At 54.4% G+C, this 18,548-nt stretch carries 15 protein-coding genes; 9 read left to right on the forward strand and 6 right to left on the reverse strand.

What is annotated here, in order from left to right:
* Positions 1–90: 90 nt before the first annotated feature.
* The 6 genes from fkpB to ACQG11_RS13090 all read left to right on the forward strand — a co-directional run bounded on the left by fkpB (position 91) and on the right by ACQG11_RS13090 (position 7,781).
* Entirely contained in the window at positions 91–540 is a 450-nt protein-coding gene (gene fkpB, locus ACQG11_RS13065) for an FKBP-type peptidyl-prolyl cis-trans isomerase (RefSeq protein ID WP_022647009.1), read from the forward strand.
* A gap of 1 nt (position 541) precedes the next feature.
* A complete protein-coding gene (gene ispH / locus ACQG11_RS13070; RefSeq protein WP_426728421.1) occupies positions 542–1,492 on the forward strand; it encodes a 4-hydroxy-3-methylbut-2-enyl diphosphate reductase in 951 nt (316 codons plus the stop codon).
* A 205-nt stretch (positions 1,493–1,697) separates the two neighbouring features.
* The gene (gene dapB, locus ACQG11_RS13075; protein ID WP_048966493.1) at positions 1,698–2,519 is read left to right on the forward strand and encodes a 4-hydroxy-tetrahydrodipicolinate reductase; all 822 of its coding nucleotides are present in this window, start codon (positions 1,698–1,700) and stop codon (positions 2,517–2,519) included.
* Positions 2,520–2,973: 454 nt separating this feature from the next.
* Positions 2,974–4,122 (forward strand): glutamine-hydrolyzing carbamoyl-phosphate synthase small subunit, encoded by a 1,149-nt coding sequence (gene carA, locus ACQG11_RS13080; RefSeq protein WP_426728422.1) that lies wholly within the window; start codon positions 2,974–2,976, stop codon positions 4,120–4,122.
* A gap of 18 nt (positions 4,123–4,140) precedes the next feature.
* On the forward strand, positions 4,141–7,365 hold the full coding sequence (carB, locus tag ACQG11_RS13085; RefSeq protein WP_032625437.1) for a carbamoyl-phosphate synthase large subunit: 3,225 nt from the start codon (positions 4,141–4,143) through the stop codon (positions 7,363–7,365).
* Between the two features lie 182 nt (positions 7,366–7,547).
* On the forward strand, positions 7,548–7,781 hold the full coding sequence (locus ACQG11_RS13090; protein WP_003856439.1) for a YgdI/YgdR family lipoprotein: 234 nt from the start codon (positions 7,548–7,550) through the stop codon (positions 7,779–7,781).
* Between the two features lie 49 nt (positions 7,782–7,830).
* Here the strand turns inward: ACQG11_RS13090 and ACQG11_RS13095 are convergent, their stop codons facing one another.
* On the reverse strand, positions 7,831–10,836 hold the full coding sequence (locus ACQG11_RS13095; RefSeq protein WP_426728894.1) for an autotransporter outer membrane beta-barrel domain-containing protein: 3,006 nt from the start codon (positions 10,834–10,836) through the stop codon (positions 7,831–7,833).
* Positions 10,837–11,199: 363 nt separating this feature from the next.
* On the opposite strand from ACQG11_RS13095, the gene kefF reads away from it, so the two are divergent.
* The 3 genes from kefF (at position 11,200) to folA (ending at position 14,182) form a co-directional block, all read left to right on the forward strand.
* Complete coding sequence (gene kefF / locus ACQG11_RS13100; RefSeq protein WP_023305423.1) at positions 11,200–11,730, forward strand: glutathione-regulated potassium-efflux system oxidoreductase KefF; 531 nt, start codon at positions 11,200–11,202, stop codon at positions 11,728–11,730.
* Positions 11,723–13,588: a glutathione-regulated potassium-efflux system protein KefC gene (gene kefC, locus ACQG11_RS13105; protein ID WP_022647016.1), complete on the forward strand. Its 1,866-nt coding sequence runs from the start codon at positions 11,723–11,725 to the stop codon at positions 13,586–13,588. The genes kefF and kefC overlap by 8 nt, the downstream gene beginning before the upstream one ends.
* A gap of 114 nt (positions 13,589–13,702) precedes the next feature.
* Positions 13,703–14,182 carry a type 3 dihydrofolate reductase gene (gene folA, locus ACQG11_RS13110; RefSeq protein WP_003856431.1) on the forward strand — a complete coding sequence of 160 codons (480 nt, stop codon included), beginning with the start codon at positions 13,703–13,705 and terminating at the stop codon, positions 14,180–14,182.
* Between the two features lie 39 nt (positions 14,183–14,221).
* On the opposite strand, the gene apaH is transcribed toward folA, so the two are convergent.
* From apaH to surA, 5 genes are read right to left on the reverse strand one after another with little or no spacing between them, the layout of a single operon-like run.
* On the reverse strand, positions 14,222–15,070 hold the full coding sequence (apaH, locus tag ACQG11_RS13115; RefSeq protein WP_022647017.1) for a bis(5'-nucleosyl)-tetraphosphatase (symmetrical) ApaH: 849 nt from the start codon (positions 15,068–15,070) through the stop codon (positions 14,222–14,224).
* A 4-nt stretch (positions 15,071–15,074) separates the two neighbouring features.
* Positions 15,075–15,452 carry a Co2+/Mg2+ efflux protein ApaG gene (gene apaG, locus ACQG11_RS13120; protein ID WP_426728423.1) on the reverse strand — a complete coding sequence of 126 codons (378 nt, stop codon included), beginning with the start codon at positions 15,450–15,452 and terminating at the stop codon, positions 15,075–15,077.
* A 3-nt stretch (positions 15,453–15,455) separates the two neighbouring features.
* Positions 15,456–16,277: a 16S rRNA (adenine(1518)-N(6)/adenine(1519)-N(6))-dimethyltransferase RsmA gene (rsmA, locus tag ACQG11_RS13125; RefSeq protein WP_003856423.1), complete on the reverse strand. Its 822-nt coding sequence runs from the start codon at positions 16,275–16,277 to the stop codon at positions 15,456–15,458.
* Positions 16,274–17,260 (reverse strand): 4-hydroxythreonine-4-phosphate dehydrogenase PdxA, encoded by a 987-nt coding sequence (gene pdxA, locus ACQG11_RS13130; protein ID WP_022647019.1) that lies wholly within the window; start codon positions 17,258–17,260, stop codon positions 16,274–16,276. Before pdxA ends, rsmA begins: the two co-directional genes overlap by 4 nt.
* Positions 17,260–18,546, reverse strand: a complete 1,287-nt coding sequence (gene surA / locus ACQG11_RS13135; protein ID WP_003856417.1) for a peptidylprolyl isomerase SurA — start codon at positions 18,544–18,546, stop codon at positions 17,260–17,262. Before surA ends, pdxA begins: the two co-directional genes overlap by 1 nt.
* Positions 18,547–18,548: the final 2 nt, after the last annotated feature.

The following is an 18,548-nucleotide window of genomic DNA, read 5'->3' on the forward strand; positions in this document are numbered from 1 at the left end:
ATCCCGGCCTACAGAATTTGTGGCCCCCGTAGGCCCGGTAAGCGTAGCGCCACCGGGCAACAGGTGACCCAAAACAAGCGAGCAATTTGCATGTCTAAATCCGTACAGAGCAACAGCGCGGTTCTCGTTCATTTCACGCTGAAGCTGGATGACGGCTCCACGGCCGAATCCACCCGCAACAATGGCAAACCGGCGCTGTTTCGTCTGGGCGACACCTCCCTGTCTGAAGGCCTAGAACAACAGCTTCTCGGGCTGAAAGAGGGTGAGAAAAAAGCGTTCTCACTGGAGCCGGATGCGGCATTCGGTGTGCCAAGCCCGGATCTGATTCAGTACTTCTCGCGCCGTGAGTTTATGGATGCGGGTGAACCGGAGATCGGGGCGATTATGCTCTTTACCGCTATGGACGGCAGCGAAATGCCTGGCGTGATCCGCGAAATCAACGGGGATTCCATCACCGTTGACTTCAACCATCCGCTTGCCGGGCGTACCGTTCATTTTGATGTAGAAGTGCTGGAGATCGATCCGGCGCTGGAGGACTGAAATGCAGATCCTGTTGGCTAACCCGCGCGGTTTTTGCGCTGGTGTAGACCGCGCTATCAGCATTGTTGAAAATGCGCTGGAGATTTACGGCGCGCCGATTTACGTGCGTCACGAAGTGGTGCACAACCGCTACGTGGTCGACAGCCTGCGCGAGCGCGGTGCGATTTTTATCGAGCAGATCAGCGAAGTGCCGGACGGCGCAATCCTCATCTTCTCCGCGCACGGCGTATCCCAGGCCGTACGTAACGAAGCCAAAAGCCGCGATCTGACCGTATTCGATGCCACCTGTCCGTTAGTGACCAAGGTGCATATGGAAGTGGCGCGTGCAAGCCGTCGTGGTGAAGAGTCGATTCTGATTGGCCATGCCGGTCACCCGGAAGTTGAAGGAACCATGGGTCAGTACAGCAACCCGGAAGGGGGCATGTATCTGGTTGAGTCGCCGGAAGACGTTTATACGCTGAATGTGAAAAACGAAGCGCGTCTGTCGTTTATGACCCAGACGACGCTTTCCGTGGACGACACCTCAGACGTGATTGACGCCCTGCGCCAGCGCTTCCCAAAAATCGTCGGGCCGCGCAAAGATGATATCTGCTACGCAACCACCAACCGTCAGGAAGCCGTGCGCGCGTTGGCTGAACAGGCGGACGTGGTGCTGGTGGTCGGTTCAAAAAACTCCTCTAACTCTAACCGTCTGGCCGAACTGGCGCAGCGTATGGGGAAAGCGGCGTTTCTGATCGACGACGCAACGGACATTCAGGAAGCGTGGGTGAAAAACGCGGCCTGCGTCGGTGTTACCGCAGGTGCTTCAGCGCCGGATATTCTGGTGCAAAACGTCATTGCCCGCCTGCAAGAGCTGGGTGGTGGCGAAGCGGTGCCGCTGGAAGGCCGTGAAGAGAACATTGTCTTTGAAGTGCCGAAAGAGCTGCGAATCGACGCCCGCGAAGTGGAATAATTTCTTTTCTGATGAAAGGCCAGCACCTTCTGTGCTGGCCTTTTTTTTGCTTCGTATCTTATCGTGACGACAAAATCATGTCTTTTACTGATATCTGAGTCGGTTTCACGTTAAATTCTAATTATTGGTGTTTTCAGTTGGCAGCCTTAGCGAAGGCTGGTTAATCTGAAAACGGTTTACATCATTTTAACGTAAGAGAATAACTATGCATGATGCACAGATCCGTGTCGCCATTGCGGGCGCGGGTGGACGTATGGGTCGCCAGCTGATTCAGGCGGCACTACAGATGGATGGCGTGGCACTTGGCGCGGCGCTGGAGCGTGAAGGTTCATCCCTGCTGGGCTCCGATGCAGGCGAGCTGGCAGGCGCGGGCAAGACAGGCGTTACCGTGCAGAGCAACCTGGAGGCGGTGAAAGAAGACTTTGACGTGTTCATCGACTTTACCCGTCCGGAAGGCACTTTGACTCACCTGGCGTTTTGCCGCCAGCACGGTAAAGGGATGGTGATTGGCACCACCGGTTTCGATGATGCCGGTAAACAGGCCATTCAGGAAGCAGCCGCCGACATTGCAATTGTCTTCGCCGCGAACTTTAGCGTAGGCGTTAACGTTATGCTGAAACTGCTGGAAAAGGCAGCGAAGGTGATGGGCGACTATACCGACATTGAGATTATTGAAGCGCACCACCGCCATAAAGTCGATGCCCCATCTGGCACGGCGCTGGCGATGGGCGAAGCGATTGCTTATGCAATGGATAAAGATTTGAAAGACATCGCGGTCTATTCTCGCGAAGGTCACACTGGCGAGCGCGTGCCTGGCACCATTGGTTTTGCCACCGTTCGCGCGGGTGATATCGTCGGCGAACATACCGCTATGTTCGCCGATATTGGTGAAAGGGTCGAAATCACACATAAAGCATCCAGCCGCATGACGTTTGCAAACGGGGCGGTACGCTCCGCACTGTGGCTAAAAGATAAGCCAAATGGTCTTTTTGATATGCGAGATGTGCTCGAACTCAACAATTTGTAAGCGTTATTACCCATCGTGATGTGGTTATTGCAGTCGTAACTGTTTGATTGCATAGGGCAATATTTTATTGCCCTTTTATTTTGTCTATTTCAAAGGATTATTGCATTTAACTCATTTAAAGTAAGTGTTTTCATGCTATTTTATGTTGCTGTACTGTAAATTTTGACCATCTGGTCCACTTTTTATTCCCGCAAGACGATTGTTTCTTTTAAACTGCCTGCGCAAGCGGTTTCCACAGTGATTTAGTTGATCTTTTTGCCGCTTAATTTGAAATCAAGCCATCAGGCCTGCAAAAGAATAAACAAAATCCCCGTTTTAAGTTGACTTTTACATGGCAAATCCCCAGAATGCCGCCGTTTGCCAAAAATCCGCTGGCAACACATTTGCATTGATCCATGACATGGTTATGAATTAATATGCAAATAAAGTGAGTGAATATTCTCTGGAGGGTGTTTTGATTAAGTCAGCGCTATTGGTTCTGGAAGACGGAACCCAGTTTATCGGTCGGGCCATAGGGGCAACGGGTTCGGCGGTTGGGGAAGTCGTTTTCAATACTTCAATGACCGGTTATCAAGAAATCCTCACTGATCCTTCCTATTCTCGCCAAATCGTTACTCTTACTTATCCTCATATCGGCAATGTCGGCACCAATGCGGCTGACGAAGAATCCTCTCAGGTACATGCACAAGGCCTGGTCATTCGCGACCTGCCGCTGATTGCCAGCAACTTCCGCAACACCGAAGACCTCTCTTCTTACCTGAAGCGCCATAACATTGTGGCGATTGCCGATATCGATACCCGTAAGCTGACGCGTCTGCTGCGCGAGAAGGGTGCACAAAATGGCTGCATCATCGCAGGGGACAAACTCGATGCGGCGCTGGCGCTGGAAAAAGCGAAAGCCTTCCCGGGCCTGAACGGGATGGACCTGGCGAAAGAAGTGACTACCACAGAAGCCTACAGCTGGACGCAGGGAAGCTGGACGCTGGAAGGCGACCTGCCGGAAGCGAAACCGGAAAGCGAGCTGCCGTTCCACGTGGTGGCCTACGATTTTGGTGCCAAGCGCAACATCCTGCGTATGCTGGTTGACCGTGGCTGCCGCCTGACGGTCGTCCCGGCACAAACGTCTGCGGAAGATGTTCTGAAGATGAACCCGGACGGCATCTTCCTCTCTAACGGTCCTGGCGACCCGGCGCCGTGTGACTACGCTATCGACGCCATTAAGTCCTTCCTTGAAACCGATATCCCGGTATTCGGCATCTGTCTCGGCCATCAGCTGCTGGCGCTGGCGAGCGGAGCGAACACCGTCAAGATGAAGTTCGGCCACCATGGTGGTAACCACCCGGTGAAAGATATCGACAACAACACGGTAATGATCACCGCGCAGAACCACGGCTTCGCTGTGGATGAAGCGACGATGCCAGCTAACCTGCGCGTGACGCATAAGTCACTGTTCGATGGTACCTTGCAGGGTATCCATCGCACCGATAAGCCTGCGTTCAGCTTCCAGGGCCACCCTGAAGCCAGCCCGGGCCCACACGATGCCGCGCCGCTGTTCGATCACTTCATCGAACTTATCGAGCAATACCGTAAGACTGCTAAATAATCAGGAGCTAAGAAGACCATGCCAAAACGTACAGACATAAAAAGCATCCTGATCCTTGGCGCTGGCCCGATCGTGATCGGCCAGGCCTGCGAATTTGACTACTCCGGTGCGCAGGCGTGTAAAGCCCTGCGTGAAGAGGGTTACCGCGTCATCCTTGTAAACTCAAACCCGGCCACTATCATGACCGACCCGGAAATGGCAGATGCGACCTACATTGAGCCGATTCACTGGGAAGTGGTACGCAAAATTATCGAGAAAGAGCGTCCGGATGCGGTGCTGCCGACCATGGGTGGCCAGACGGCGCTGAACTGTGCACTGGAGCTGGAGCGTCAGGGTGTGCTGGAAGAGTTCGGCGTGACCATGATTGGGGCAACCGCCGACGCGATTGATAAAGCAGAAGACCGTCGTCGCTTCGACGTGGCAATGAAAAAAATTGGCCTCGACACCGCGCGTTCCGGTATCGCACACAACATGGAAGAAGCGCTGGCCGTCGCGGCTGACGTGGGCTATCCGTGCATCATCCGTCCATCATTCACCATGGGCGGCACCGGCGGCGGTATCGCCTACAACCGCGAAGAGTTCGAAGAGATTTGCGAACGCGGTCTGGATCTCTCCCCAACCAAAGAGCTGCTGATTGATGAATCGCTGATTGGCTGGAAAGAGTACGAGATGGAAGTGGTGCGTGATAAAAACGACAACTGCATCATCGTCTGCTCCATCGAAAACTTCGACGCGATGGGGATCCACACCGGCGACTCCATCACCGTTGCGCCAGCTCAGACGCTGACCGACAAAGAGTACCAAATCATGCGTAACGCCTCGATGGCGGTACTGCGTGAAATCGGCGTGGAAACCGGCGGCTCGAACGTGCAGTTCTCGGTGAACCCGAAAACCGGCCGTCTGATTGTTATCGAAATGAACCCGCGCGTGTCCCGTTCCTCCGCGCTGGCCTCCAAAGCCACCGGCTTCCCGATTGCGAAAGTGGCGGCGAAACTGGCGGTGGGTTACACCCTTGACGAGCTGATGAACGACATCACCGGTGGCCGCACGCCAGCGTCCTTCGAACCGTCCATCGACTACGTTGTGACTAAAATTCCTCGCTTTAACTTCGAGAAATTCGCCGGCGCGAACGACCGTCTGACTACCCAGATGAAATCCGTTGGTGAAGTCATGGCGATTGGCCGCACGCAGCAGGAATCCCTGCAAAAAGCGCTGCGTGGCCTGGAAGTGGGCGCGACCGGCTTTGACCCGAAAGTCAGCCTGGACGACCCGGAAGCACTGACCAAAATCCGCCGCGAGCTGAAAGACGCGGGCGCAGAGCGTATCTGGTACATCGCCGATGCCTTCCGTGCGGGCCTCTCCGTCGACGGCGTATTTAACCTGACTAACATCGACCGCTGGTTCCTGGTGCAGATTGAAGAGCTGGTGCGTCTGGAAGAGAAAGTGGCAGAGCTGGGCATCAACGGCCTTGACGCAGACTTCCTGCGCATGCTGAAGCGTAAAGGCTTCGCCGATGCGCGTCTGGCTAAACTGGCGGGCGTACGTGAAGCGGAGATCCGCAAGCTGCGCGACCAGTATGACCTGCACCCGGTTTACAAGCGCGTGGATACCTGTGCGGCAGAGTTCTCGACCGATACCGCGTACATGTACTCCACCTATGAAGACGAGTGCGAGGCGAACCCGTCCGTCGACCGCGACAAGATTATGGTGCTGGGCGGCGGTCCAAACCGTATCGGCCAGGGCATTGAGTTCGACTACTGCTGCGTGCATGCCTCGCTGGCGCTGCGCGAAGACGGTTACGAGACCATCATGGTCAACTGTAACCCGGAAACCGTCTCGACCGACTACGACACTTCCGACCGCCTCTACTTCGAGCCGGTTACGCTGGAAGACGTGCTGGAAATCGTGCGCATCGAGAAGCCGAAAGGCGTGATCGTGCAGTATGGCGGCCAGACTCCGCTGAAGCTGGCGCGTGCGCTGGAAGCAGCAGGTGTGCCGGTCATCGGCACCAGCCCGGACGCTATTGACCGTGCGGAAGACCGCGAGCGTTTCCAGCAGGCAGTTGATCGTCTCAAGCTGAAACAGCCGGCGAACGCCACCGTGACCGCGATTGAAATGGCCGTTGAGAAAGCGAAAGAGATTGGTTACCCGCTGGTGGTGCGTCCATCCTACGTACTGGGCGGCCGTGCGATGGAAATCGTCTATGACGAAGCCGACCTGCGTCGCTACTTCCAGACGGCGGTGAGCGTTTCCAACGATGCGCCAGTGCTGCTCGACCGCTTCCTCGACGACGCGGTTGAAGTCGACGTTGACGCTATCTGCGACGGCGAAATGGTGCTGATTGGCGGCATCATGGAGCACATCGAGCAGGCTGGCGTGCACTCCGGTGACTCCGCATGTTCTCTTCCTGCGTACACCCTGAGCCAGGAGATTCAGGATGTGATGCGTCAGCAGGTGCAGAAGCTGGCCTTCGAGCTACAGGTTCGCGGCCTGATGAACGTTCAGTTCGCAGTGAAAGACAACGAAGTTTATCTGATTGAAGTCAACCCGCGTGCGGCACGTACCGTACCGTTCGTCTCTAAAGCGACCGGTATTCCGCTGGCGAAAGTGGCGGCGCGCGTGATGGCTGGCCAGACGCTGGCTCAGCAGGGCGTCACGAAAGAAATCATCCCGCCGTACTACTCGGTGAAAGAGGTGGTGCTGCCGTTCAACAAATTCCCGGGCGTTGACCCACTGTTAGGGCCAGAGATGCGCTCTACAGGGGAAGTGATGGGCGTGGGCCGCACCTTCGCAGAAGCGTTTGCCAAGGCACAGCTGGGCAGCAGCTCCACCATGAGAAAATCGGGCCGTGCGCTGCTCTCCGTTCGCGAAGGCGATAAAGAGCGCGTGGTTGATCTGGCCGCCAAGCTGCTTAAACAGGGCTTCGAGCTGGATGCAACCCACGGCACGGCAATTGTGCTGGGTGAAGCTGGGATCAACCCGCGTCTGGTGAACAAGGTGCATGAAGGTCGTCCGCACATTCAGGACCGTATCAAGAATGGTGAGTACACCTACATTATCAACACCACCGCAGGTCGCCAGGCGATTGAAGACTCCAAGCTGATTCGCCGCAGCGCGCTCCAGTATAAAGTGCATTACGACACCACCCTGAACGGCGGTTTCGCGACGGCCATGGCGCTGAATGCGGATGCCACCGAGAAGGTGATTTCGGTGCAGGAAATGCACGCTCAGATTAGCAAGTAATCTGCGTAGGCCCGGCAAGCGTTAGCGCCGCCGGGCAAGTGGCGGGTGGCGCTTCGCTTACCCGCCCTACGGTTTTCTTTACCCATCTTAAGAACCTTCTGGTTTTTCATCCGCTTTCAGTCAGTTAGCCTAAAATGGTTAGGTCGATAACGAAAATTCAACTGAGAGCAGGGGAAAACACCATGCAAAATAAACTACTGATCGCTTCCGTTCTGGCTGCCACTGCAATGTTCACCGTGGCGGGCTGTTCGTCAAATCAGGCCGTAAAAACCACCGATGGTAAAACTATCGTTACTGACGGGAAACCGCAGGTGGATGACGATACCGGTCTGGTATCGTACAAAAACGCCGAAACCGGTCAAACTGAACAGATTAACCGTGACCAGGTTAAATCAATGGGTGAGCTGGATAACTAAAAAAAAGCAGTGGCACATGCCACTGCTTTTTTTGCGTCAGAATGATCGATTACCAGCGATGGTTTAACAAAATATGACCGCCGTAAGCGGCATAGCTGTTTTCACCCCACTCACCGCTGGCACGCAGGGAGATCGTTGTGGTTTCGTTCAGGTTGCCGGTTACGCCCAGCTCTAACTGACCACGATCTTCTGGCGTATCGTTGCTGACGGTTTCGTCATTGAATGCCAGATCGTTTTGACCAGCACCTTTCAACCAGTTAACTGCGACGTATGGCTGCCAGGCCTTGACGTCCTTCTGCTGGAAGTAGCTTGCTTTAACGCCAAGACGACCAAAGACGCTGTCATTGTCCAGCGTGGTTACGCGTACGCCGTCGCGATCGGTGTGATTTTCCTGATCGAGATAGCTGTAGATCACCTGCGCCTGTGGCTCGATCTTCCATGTACGTTCATTTTCAGACTGGATAACCCACGCGTGGCCGACTTCAACAGACGCGGCGAAACCTTCGCTATCGTAATCTTCATCGTTACGATTGCTGGTGACTTTGTTGTTGTACCAGCTATAAGCGGCCCAGGTATCAACGTAGCTGCCCAGACGTAATTTCTGATCTTCCTGCCAGGTGGCGTACAGCCCAACATTGAAGCCATCAACTTTACCCTGTGCGTCACGCACGTTGTGCTTCGCATCAGAGTGGGTCTTCGCCTGGCCTGCACCGAACATACCACCGGCACGCAGGATGCCGTTATCCATTGGCTTGCTCATGAAATCGCTGCCGACTTGCAGAACGGTGGTGGTGGTGTCGTAGCTGACTTTATCGCCACCCGCATCGTTCTCATGATAGCGACCCTTAACGTACATCCAGGTGTTCAGATCGTCTTCATTGCGGAAAGTGAGCTGGTCGCGATCGTCGCGCTTATGCAGGAACATGCTCTGCGCGGCAAGGTAGTTACCTAAGTAAGCACCCACTTCAGGTGCCATAACTTCCGGGGCACTGTTACCGCCGTTATCGGTGTTGCCGCCGTTATCGGTGTTGCCGCCGTTATCGGTGTTGCCGCCGTTGTCGGTGTTACCGCCGTTATCGGTGTTGCCGCCGTTATCGGTGTTGCCGCCGTTGTCAGTGTTGCCGCCGTTGTCGGTGTTACCACCGTCATCTGTGTTACCACCGTCATCGGTGTTACCACCATTATCGGTGTTGCCACCGCCGTCGGTGTTACCGCCGTCATCATTATTGCCACCGTCATCGGTGTCGTCGGAAGGATCATCAGAAGGCGTCGCCTTTGATTCCAGATACCAGTTTCCGTCACTGTGCTGGTAGAGGTTATATTCCCAGGCGCCTGCGACGACCGGTTTTGCCAGCGTCAGCTGGGCTTCGGAACTGCCGCCAATGCTGACAATTTCCATACCGTTAATGGTTTGCGCGCCTGCGCCGCCAATGTTGGTAATGCTGACGCCGGACTGACCGAAGCTGCTGCCCGTAATGGTGAGGTGGTCAGTTGGTGAGTTATCTTCACCCAGAGTGCTGTTCATCACAATCTGGCTACCGTCAGAGCCGGTGTAGTCGCCATTAATCGTAAAATTATTGCCAACGCTATTATCAGCCGCACTCAGCAACAGCGTGCCGCCATTAGCCACGTTGCCGTTGATGGTATCAACACCGGAAGCGCTGAGCGTGGAGTTACCCTGGACTGCATTCCATGCCGCCAGCGTACCGCCGCTAAGAATCGCGATGTTGTTGTTCACTTCGCCTGCGGTGGCAAAGGTCGCGCCGTTTTCAACGGTAACGGTGGCGTTACTGCCCTTGACGCCGAGCGTTGCTCCGGTGGAGACCAGCGTGGTGCCACCGTGCAGAACCGTATTCCCTGTATAGCTATTTTTGCCTGTCAGGGTCAGCGTGTTGGAATCAACTTTTTCGACGTTACCGCTACCGGTCATGTCGGTGGCGAAAGTGAAATCGCTACCCTGATTAAAAATGACGGTACCATTGTTGGTGAGCCCACCGCTGAGCGTCGCAGTTTTTTCGCCATCGCCCAGTTGCAGCGAGGCGTCTTTGGCCACCCGCGTATTACCGGTATTCGATACCGCACCCGACAGGGTTAACGCGCCAGTCTCTATCAGCAAGGAGTCGCCAGAGCCAATAATGTCGAGATCGCCCGACAGTGCCCAGCTTTCACCCTCCATTTTTACGCTGGCAAAACCGTCGCCTTCATTCAGACCCACGAAGTTACTGTCTTCCGTACCGGTGCCGATCAGAGTGAGAGTGTTTCCCATGGAATTGGTGGAAATAACGTCACCGATAAGAGTGGAACCCGTATCAAGTACCAGGGTGTTATTTTTATTGCTGGCGAACATAATAGCCGCAGTATCGCCACTAATCGTTCCGCTATTCGTAATATCTACTTTTGCCGTATCTTTTACATTAATGCCGTTCTGGGTTCCTTGTACGGTACCACTGTTTAATATCTTTGTATTGCCAGTGCCTAGTGTGATAGCGTCACCGCTTGTACCAATAATTGCACCACTGTTATTAATACCAATGCCAGTCTGAGAACTCAGGCCTGTTTTTCCTTTTATCACTCCAGTGCTGGTGTTGGTAATATTTACTGCTGAGGAGCTTTCACTGACATAAATGCCATTTTCCGCACCGATGATATTTCCATTGTTGTTGAAATCGCCGAGTAATGACTGAATATTCACAGCATTCGCTGTGGTGGAAGAAATGGTTGCACCACTGTCATTGTTAATAACTACACGTTGCGCGCCAGTATTAATATCCAGGCCAGTTCCTGTACCGGAAATATTTCCTTTGTTAGTGACATTATCGATCGCAAACCCAGAGACCGATACCGCCGCTTCACTACCGGCGGAGGAGATTGTCACGTTTTCATTAATAATATATTCAGCATCGGCTGAGAAATCTTGAGGAACAGAAGTTGATTGGTCAATCGTTGCAGAAAACGCAACCGCAGGGGTGCATATCAACAAGGCAGGAAATATCTTTCCAAGAGTTTTGGTTGTATGATTTAATCTAAAGAAATTGTTGCTCATGTACACATCCATTTGAGTGAGAAGGAACATTAGATAACGTGCGTAAAACGTATTTAGTCCGTCTTAAAGCGTGAGCTTAAAACAAAAAAAGCATAAAATTATTATTTTTTCAATAGGTTATGTACAGGTTGATTTATTAAATGATGACTTAAGTTTCGCTAAAAATATCTGTTGATAATATGAATGGCCATATCTATTTTGTAGGATGAATTTGTCTCGCGTATCGCTCTTCGTGTTTAGCGCCACTGTCGCTGATAAGGTGGGATGGGTTGCCAATACTTGCGTTTTACTTTTAACCGTTAGATAGCCCCTTTAAGTCGGGGTGGTAACTGTCTACACTCAATGCTACAAGAAAAGTAAAAGACAGGCATATTCATGGTTCTGATAATTTATGCGCATCCCTATCCGCAACATTCGCATGCGAATAAACGGATGCTTGAGCAGGCAAGGACGCTCGAAAACGTTGAGATACGTTCCCTCTATCAACTCTATCCTGATTTCAGTATCGATGTCGCCGCCGAACAGGAGGCGCTCTCTCGTGCCGATCTGATCGTCTGGCAGCATCCGATGCAGTGGTACAGCACACCTCCGCTGCTGAAATTGTGGATCGACAAAGTCTTGTCGCACGGTTGGGCATACGGACATAACGGCAAAGCGCTTCAGGGAAAAAGCCTGATGTGGGCTGTAACCACCGGTGGGGGTGAAAGCCACTTTGAGATTGGCGCTTTCCCCGGATTTGACGTGCTGGCGCAGCCGCTCCAGGCTACCGCCCTTTACTGTGGCCTGAACTGGCTTCCGCCTTTTGCAATGCACTGTACCTTTGTCTGCGACGATGAAACCTTGCAGGCGCAGGCTCGTCACTACAAACAACGCTTACTCGAGTGGCAGGAGGGGCACAATGGATAGCCATACGATGATACAGGCGCTGATTTACCTCGGCGCGGCGGCATTAATTGTGCCCGTGGCGGTCCGTCTGGGGCTGGGCTCGGTGCTCGGCTATCTGATTGCCGGGTGTGTGATTGGCCCCTGGGGCTTTCGGCTGGTGACGGATGCCGAGTCAATCCTGCATTTTGCGGAAATCGGCGTGGTGCTGATGCTGTTTGTGATTGGCCTGGAATTGGATCCGCAGCGGCTGTGGAAACTGCGCGCCTCGGTGTTTGGCGGTGGCGCTTTGCAAATGCTGGCCTGCGGTCTGCTGTTGGGCGGGTTCTGCATTTTGCTGGGGATGGAGTGGAAAGTCGCAGAGCTGATTGGCATGACGCTGGCGCTCTCCTCGACGGCGATTGCCATGCAGGCAATGAACGAACGTAACCTGACGGTCTCGCAAATGGGGCGCAGCACCTTCTCCGTACTGCTGTTCCAGGATATTGCCGCCATCCCGCTGGTAGCGATGATCCCGCTGCTGGCAACCAGCGGCGCATCAACGACGCTGGGGGCATTTGCCTTATCTGCGCTGAAGGTTGTCGGTGCGCTGGCGCTGGTAATTCTTCTGGGGCGCTACGTAACGCGTCCGTTGCTGCGCTTTGTGGCTCGCTCTGGCCTGCGCGAAGTATTCAGCGCCGTTGCGTTATTCCTGGTGTTTGGTTTTGGATTGCTGCTTGAAGAGGCTGGGCTGTCGATGGCGATGGGCGCTTTCCTCGCAGGGGTCTTACTGGCAAGCTCCGAATATCGTCACGCGCTGGAAAGCGATATCGAGCCGTTTAAAGGATTGCTGCTTGGGCTGTTTTTCATCGGCGTCGGGATGTCTATCGACTTCGGGACGCTGGTAACCCACCCGCTGCGCATTATCATTCTGCTGGTGGGTTTCCTGGTCATTAAAATGGCGATGCTGTGGCTGATTGCCCGACCGTTAAACGTGCCAAAACCGCAACGCCGCTGGTTTGCCGTGCTGTTGGGGCAGGGGAGTGAGTTTGCTTTCGTGGTCTTTGGCGCAGCGCAGATGGCAAATGTACTCGATCCGGAATGGGCAAAAGCGCTGACGCTGGCGGTCGCGCTGTCGATGGCCGCAACGCCAATTCTGCTGGTGCTGCTGACGCGTCTGGAAAAAACGGGAAGCGAACAGGAGCGAGAAGCCGATGAGATCGACGAGGAGCAGCCGCGCGTGATCATCGCCGGATTTGGCCGCTTCGGGCAGATCGCAGGCCGTTTACTGCTCTCCAGCGGTGTGAAAATGGTTATCCTCGATCACGATCCTGACCATGTTGATACGCTGCGTAAATTCGATATGAAAGTGTTTTACGGTGATGCGACCCGGGCGGACCTGCTGGAATCCGCCGGGGCGGCGAAAGCCGAGGTGCTGATTAACGCCATCGACGATCCTGAGACCAGCATGCAGATGGTTGAGCTGGTTAAAGAGCATTTTCCGCATCTGACCATTATCTCACGTGCGCGCGATGTGGATCACTACATCCAGCTGCGTCAGGCGGGGGTGGCAGCCCCTGAACGTGAAACCTTCGAAGGGGCGCTCAAATCTGGCCGCATGGCGCTGGAAAGTCTGGGGCTTGGTGCGTATGAAGCGCGTGAACGTGCCGATCTGTTCCGCCGCTTTAACCATGAGATGGTGGAAGAGATGGTGGCGATGGCGAGCAGTACGGCAACCGAACGCGCAGCGGTGTTTAAACGCACCAGCACCATGCTGACGGAAATCATCAACGAGGATCGTAATCACCTGTCGCTGGTTCAGCGCCACGGCTGGCAAGGGACGGAAGAGGGCAAGCATACCGGTGATCCTGCGGATGAACCGGAGAGTAAACCCTCTGCGTGAAGTGGAGTTGCCAGCAATATTAAAAAATTTCTAATTCTTTACCCTGCCGCCAGTCGACGAAAGATTAAGCTTTCCGTATAGTGGCGGCAATTTTTTGCATCCGGGAAATTTTCAATGATCAGTCTGATTGCAGCGCTGGCGGTAGACCGCGTTATCGGCATGGAAAACGCCATGCCGTGGAACTTGCCTGCCGATCTCGCATGGTTTAAACGTACTACGTTAAACAAGCCGGTAGTGATGGGCCGCCTGACCTGGGAGTCGATTGGTCGTCCATTGCCGGGTCGTAAGAATATTGTGATCAGTAGCCAGCCGGGCACTGACGATCGCGTGCAGTGGGTGAAATCCGTTGATGAAGCGATTGCCGCCTGCGGCGATGCCGAAGAGATCATGGTGATCGGTGGTGGTCGCGTGTATGAGCAGTTCCTGCCAAAAGCGCAGAAACTGTATCTGACGCACATTGATGCGGAAGTGGAAGGGGATACCCATTTCCCGGATTACGATCCGGACGAGTGGGAGTCCGTATTCAGTGAGTTTCACGATGCGGATGCGCAGAACTCGCACAGCTACTGCTTCGAAATTCTGGAACGTCGTTAACGTTTTTATCCTCTCCCCAAAGGGAGAGGATAAACATCTTCAGGAGGCGACCGCCTCTCCCTCGCCTAAGTCCAGCTGTCGGTTGGATGGCTGGACAAAGTAGGTTTTATCTTCCCAGCGTAAGCAGGTTAAATCCCCGCCCCAGCAGCATCCGGTATCCAGCGCATAGATATTTTCCGGGGTGCCTTTTCCTTCCAGTGATGCCCAGTGCCCAAATACTACGCTATATTCGTTTGTCACGGGGCCCGGAATCGCAAACCATGGCTTAAGCGGCGCAGGGGCATTTTCCGGCGTATCTTTGCAATACATATCCAGCTGCCCGTTCGGGAAGCAGTAGCGCATCCGCGTAAAAGCATTGGTGATAAAACGTAGCCGCGCCAGGCCGCTGAGGTCATCACTCCAGTTATTCGGCATGTCGCCGTACATCGCATCGAGGAAGAACGGGTAGGAGTCGCTCGCCAGCACCGCTTCGGCGTCGCGCGCGCAGGTTTTTGCCGTCTCAAGATCCCACTGAGGCGTGATGCCGGCATGAGCCATCACCAGCTTTTTCTCTTCGTCAATCTGTAGCAGTGGCTGGCGACGCAGCCAGTTGAGCAACTCATCGGCATCCGGTGCTTCCAGCAGGGGGGTAATGCGATCTTTCGGCTTATTACGGCTGATCCCGGCGTATACGGCCAGCAGATGCAGATCGTGGTTGCCCAGTACCAGCCGCACGCTGTCGCCCAGAGATTTGACGTAACGCAGGACGTCAAGGGAGCCAGGGCCGCGCGCCACTAAATCGCCTGTAAGCCAGAGCGTGTCCTGCCCGGGAGTAAAATCGACCTGTTTTAATAATGCGATCAGTTCATCGTAGCAACCGTGAACGTCGCCAATCAGATATGTAGACATTAGATTAATGAATAAGTGTAGGTACGGCGAGACGGAACACAGGAATAGCAATGCGGAAAGCATTACCGTCGGCATCGACCATTTCGTAATGGCCTTGCATGGTACCCAGTGGCGTTTCAATGACCGCACCGCTGGTGTACTGATACTCTTCGCCAGGGGCGATATGGGGTTGTTCACCGACCACATCTTCACCCTGGACTTCAATTTCGCGGCCATTGCCGTTGGTGATAAGCCAGTAGCGCCCGAGCAGTTGCACAGGCATCCGCCCCAGATTGCGAATGGTTACTGTATAAGCAAAGACAAAACGTTCTTCATCCGGTGTGGATTGGGACTCAATGTAGACGCTTTGAACCTGAACACAGACGCGGGGCGAATCAATCATGGCTTAGCTCTCCTTCGGCGGCGCATTGTCGCTGATGTAATTAGCCAGCTTGCAGTACTGCTCTACGGAAATATTTTCCGCACGCATTGCCGGGTCGATGCCCAACTCAGCTAACACGTCAACGGTAAACAGATTGCCAAGGCTGTTACGAATCGTTTTACGGCGCTGGTTAAAGGCTTCTGTCGTGATACGGCTCAGCACGCGCAGGTCTTTGACCGGATACGGCATCGTTTTATGTGGCACCAGGCGCACAACCGCAGAATCCACTTTTGGTGGTGGCGTGAACGCGGAAGGCGGCACTTCTAATACCGGGATCACGTTACAGTAATATTGCGCCATCACGCTTAAACGACCATACGCTTTACTGTTCGGCCCTGCAACCAGACGGTTAACGACCTCTTTTTGCAACATGAAGTGCATGTCGGCAATGGCATCAGTATAGCTAAACAGATGGAACATCAGCGGGGTGGAGATGTTGTACGGCAGGTTACCGAACACGCGCAGCGGCTGTCCCATTTTTTCTGACAGTTCGCCAAAGTTCATGGTCATCGCATCCTGCTGATAAATCGTCAGCTTCGGCCCGAGGAAAGGGTGCGTTTGCAGACGCGCGGCCAGATCGCGGTCGAGTTCGATAACGGTCAGTTCGTCAAGGCGTTCGCCTACCGGCTCGGTCAGCGCGGCAAGACCCGGGCCGATTTCGACCATGGCCTGGCCTTTCTGCGGATTAATGGCAGAAACGATACTGTCGATCACAAACTGATCGTTGAGGAAGTTTTGCCCGAAGCGTTTACGGGCTAAGTGGCCCTGATGGACTCGATTAGTCATTGAGTATTAACAATCATTTTGATGGCGAGATTAAGCGCCGTGATAAAACTGCCGACATCTGCTTTTCCCTGGCCTGCCAGATCCAGCGCAGTACCGTGGTCAACGGACGTTCGAATAAAGGGTAAGCCGAGGGTGATATTCACCCCGCGACCAAATCCCTGGTATTTTAGCACGGGCAGACCCTGATCGTGGTACATCGCGAGTACGGCATCGGCTTTATCCAGGTATTTGGGCTGGAAAAGGGTGTCGGCAGGCAGTGGCCCGCTGAGGTTCATCCCCTTCGCCCGCATCTCCTCAAGCACCGGAATGATGGTGTCGATCTCTTCAGTGCCCATATGTCCGCCCTCACCCGCGTGCGGATTCAGGCCGCAAACCAGCACATGCGGCTGCGGAATACCGAATTTGGTTTGCAGATCGTGATGCAAAATGCCAATGATCTCACGCAGGAGTTCAGGCGTAATGGCATCCGGAATGGCTTTGATCGGCAGGTGCGTTGTTACCAGCGCAACGCGCATTGCTTCGGTTGCCAGCATCATCACCACTTTCGGGCTGTGCGAACGCTCTTCGAAAAATTCGGTATGCCCGGTAAACGGAATGCCCGCGTCGTTGATTACGCCTTTATGCACCGGACCGGTGATCAGGGCTGCAAATTCGCCCTGAAGGCAACCGTCACAGGCGCGCGCCAGCGTCTCGACAACGTAGTGGCCGTTTTCGATGTGTAACTCACCGGGGACAACAGGTGCACGGAGCGGAACTGAAAGCAGGGTGAGAGTACCAGCCTGCTGCGGTGCGGGCTGTTGGCCTTCAACGTAAGGGAGGAGCGTTAAAGGCAGACCGAGCAAGGCTGCCCGGTCTTGTAACAGTGTTGCATCTGCGCAAACAACCAACTCTACCGGCCAGCTACGCTGGGCGAGCTGAACCACAAGGTCAGGCCCAATCCCGGCGGGTTCGCCGGGAGTGATCACAACACGATGCGGTTTCATTAGTTGCTCAACACTTTCACGTAAGCGCTGGCGCGTTGTTCCTGCATCCAGGTTGCGGCTTCTTCAGAGAACTTACGGTTAAACAGCATGCGATACGCGCGGTCTTTCTGCGCCGCGTCGGTTTTATCCACGTTGCGCGTGTCCATCAGCTGGATCAGATGCCAGCCGAAGGAGGAGTGTACCGGCGCGCTCATCTGGCCTTTATTCAGCTTCATTAACGCATCGCGGAAAGCCGGATCGTAAATATCCGCTGCCGCCCAACCCAGGTCACCGCCCTGGTTTGCAGAGCCAGGATCCTGAGAGAACTCTTTTGCTGCTTTATCGAAGGTGGTTTTACCGCTCTTGATGTCTGCGGCGATCTGTTCCAGCTTCGCACGGGCCTGATCGTCAGTCATGATCGGAGACGGTTTGAGCAGGATATGGCGCGCATGCACTTCGGTAACCGAAATGTTCTGGCTCTGACCGCGCAGGTCGTTCACTTTCAGAATGTGGAAGCCCACACCGGAACGGATTGGACCGACGATGTCGCCTTTCTTCGCCGTGCTCAGCGCCTGGGCAAACAGGGATGGCAGCTCCTGAATACGGCCCCAGCCCATCTGGCCGCCTTTCAGCGCCTGCTGGTCAGCAGAGTAGGTGATCGCCAGTTTGCCGAAGTCATCGCCATTACGCGCCTGCTCAACGATAGCGCGCGCCTGACTTTCCGCCTCAGCCGCCTGATCGGAGGTTGGGTTTTCCGGCAGTGGGATCAGGATGTGGCTCAGGTTAAGTTCAGTGCTGGCATCATTCTGATTACCCACCTGTTTCGCCAGGGCATCCACTTCCTGAGGCAGGATGGTGACGCGGCGACGGACTTCATTGTTACGCACTTCTGAAATCAGCATCTCTTTACGGATCTGATTACGGTAGGTGGCATAGCTGATGCCGTCATAGGCCAGGCGGCTACGCATCTGGTCCGGGGTAATGTTGTTCTGCTTTGCAATGTTGGCGATCGCCTGATCGAGCTGCTCGTCAGAGATCTTCACACCCATTTTCTGGCCCATTTGCAGGACAATCTGATCCATGATCAGACGTTCCAGGATCTGGTGGCGCAGCGTAGCGTCATCCGGAAGTTGTTGACCTGCCTGGCCCGAGTTGAGCTTTACAGATTTCATCAAACCGTCAACGTCACTTTCAAGCACGACGCCGTTGTTAACCACAGCCGCGACTTTATCGACAACCTGTGGGGCCGCGAAGCTGGTATTCGCAACCATAGCGACACCGAGTAGCAGCGTTTTCCAGTTCTTCATAC

Origin of the sequence: Enterobacter cloacae complex sp. 372C4 (assembly GCF_050030615.1) — a bacterium.
Classification (GTDB): Bacteria; Pseudomonadota; Gammaproteobacteria; order Enterobacterales; family Enterobacteriaceae; genus Enterobacter; species Enterobacter intestinihominis.

Excerpts from the sequence above, each read along its gene's own strand:
- ACQG11_RS13095 (WP_426728894.1), bottom strand. The coding sequence starts at position 10,836 with ATGGATGTGTACATGAGCAACAATTTCTTTAGATTAAATCATACAACC.
- dapB (WP_048966493.1), top strand. The coding sequence starts at position 1,698 with ATGCATGATGCACAGATCCGTGTCGCCATTGCGGGCGCGGGTGGACGT.
- carB (WP_032625437.1), top strand. The coding sequence starts at position 4,141 with ATGCCAAAACGTACAGACATAAAAAGCATCCTGATCCTTGGCGCTGGC.
- surA (WP_003856417.1), bottom strand. The coding sequence starts at position 18,546 with ATGAAGAACTGGAAAACGCTGCTACTCGGTGTCGCTATGGTTGCGAAT.
- folA (WP_003856431.1), top strand. The coding sequence starts at position 13,703 with ATGATCAGTCTGATTGCAGCGCTGGCGGTAGACCGCGTTATCGGCATG.
- ACQG11_RS13090 (WP_003856439.1), top strand. The coding sequence starts at position 7,548 with ATGCAAAATAAACTACTGATCGCTTCCGTTCTGGCTGCCACTGCAATG.
- ispH (WP_426728421.1), top strand. The coding sequence starts at position 542 with ATGCAGATCCTGTTGGCTAACCCGCGCGGTTTTTGCGCTGGTGTAGAC.
- pdxA (WP_022647019.1), bottom strand. The coding sequence starts at position 17,260 with ATGAAACCGCATCGTGTTGTGATCACTCCCGGCGAACCCGCCGGGATT.
- apaG (WP_426728423.1), bottom strand. The coding sequence starts at position 15,452 with ATGATTGATTCGCCCCGCGTCTGTGTTCAGGTTCAAAGCGTCTACATT.
- rsmA (WP_003856423.1), bottom strand. The coding sequence starts at position 16,277 with ATGACTAATCGAGTCCATCAGGGCCACTTAGCCCGTAAACGCTTCGGG.
- apaH (WP_022647017.1), bottom strand. The coding sequence starts at position 15,070 with ATGTCTACATATCTGATTGGCGACGTTCACGGTTGCTACGATGAACTG.
- fkpB (WP_022647009.1), top strand. The coding sequence starts at position 91 with ATGTCTAAATCCGTACAGAGCAACAGCGCGGTTCTCGTTCATTTCACG.
- kefC (WP_022647016.1), top strand. The coding sequence starts at position 11,723 with ATGGATAGCCATACGATGATACAGGCGCTGATTTACCTCGGCGCGGCG.
- kefF (WP_023305423.1), top strand. The coding sequence starts at position 11,200 with ATGGTTCTGATAATTTATGCGCATCCCTATCCGCAACATTCGCATGCG.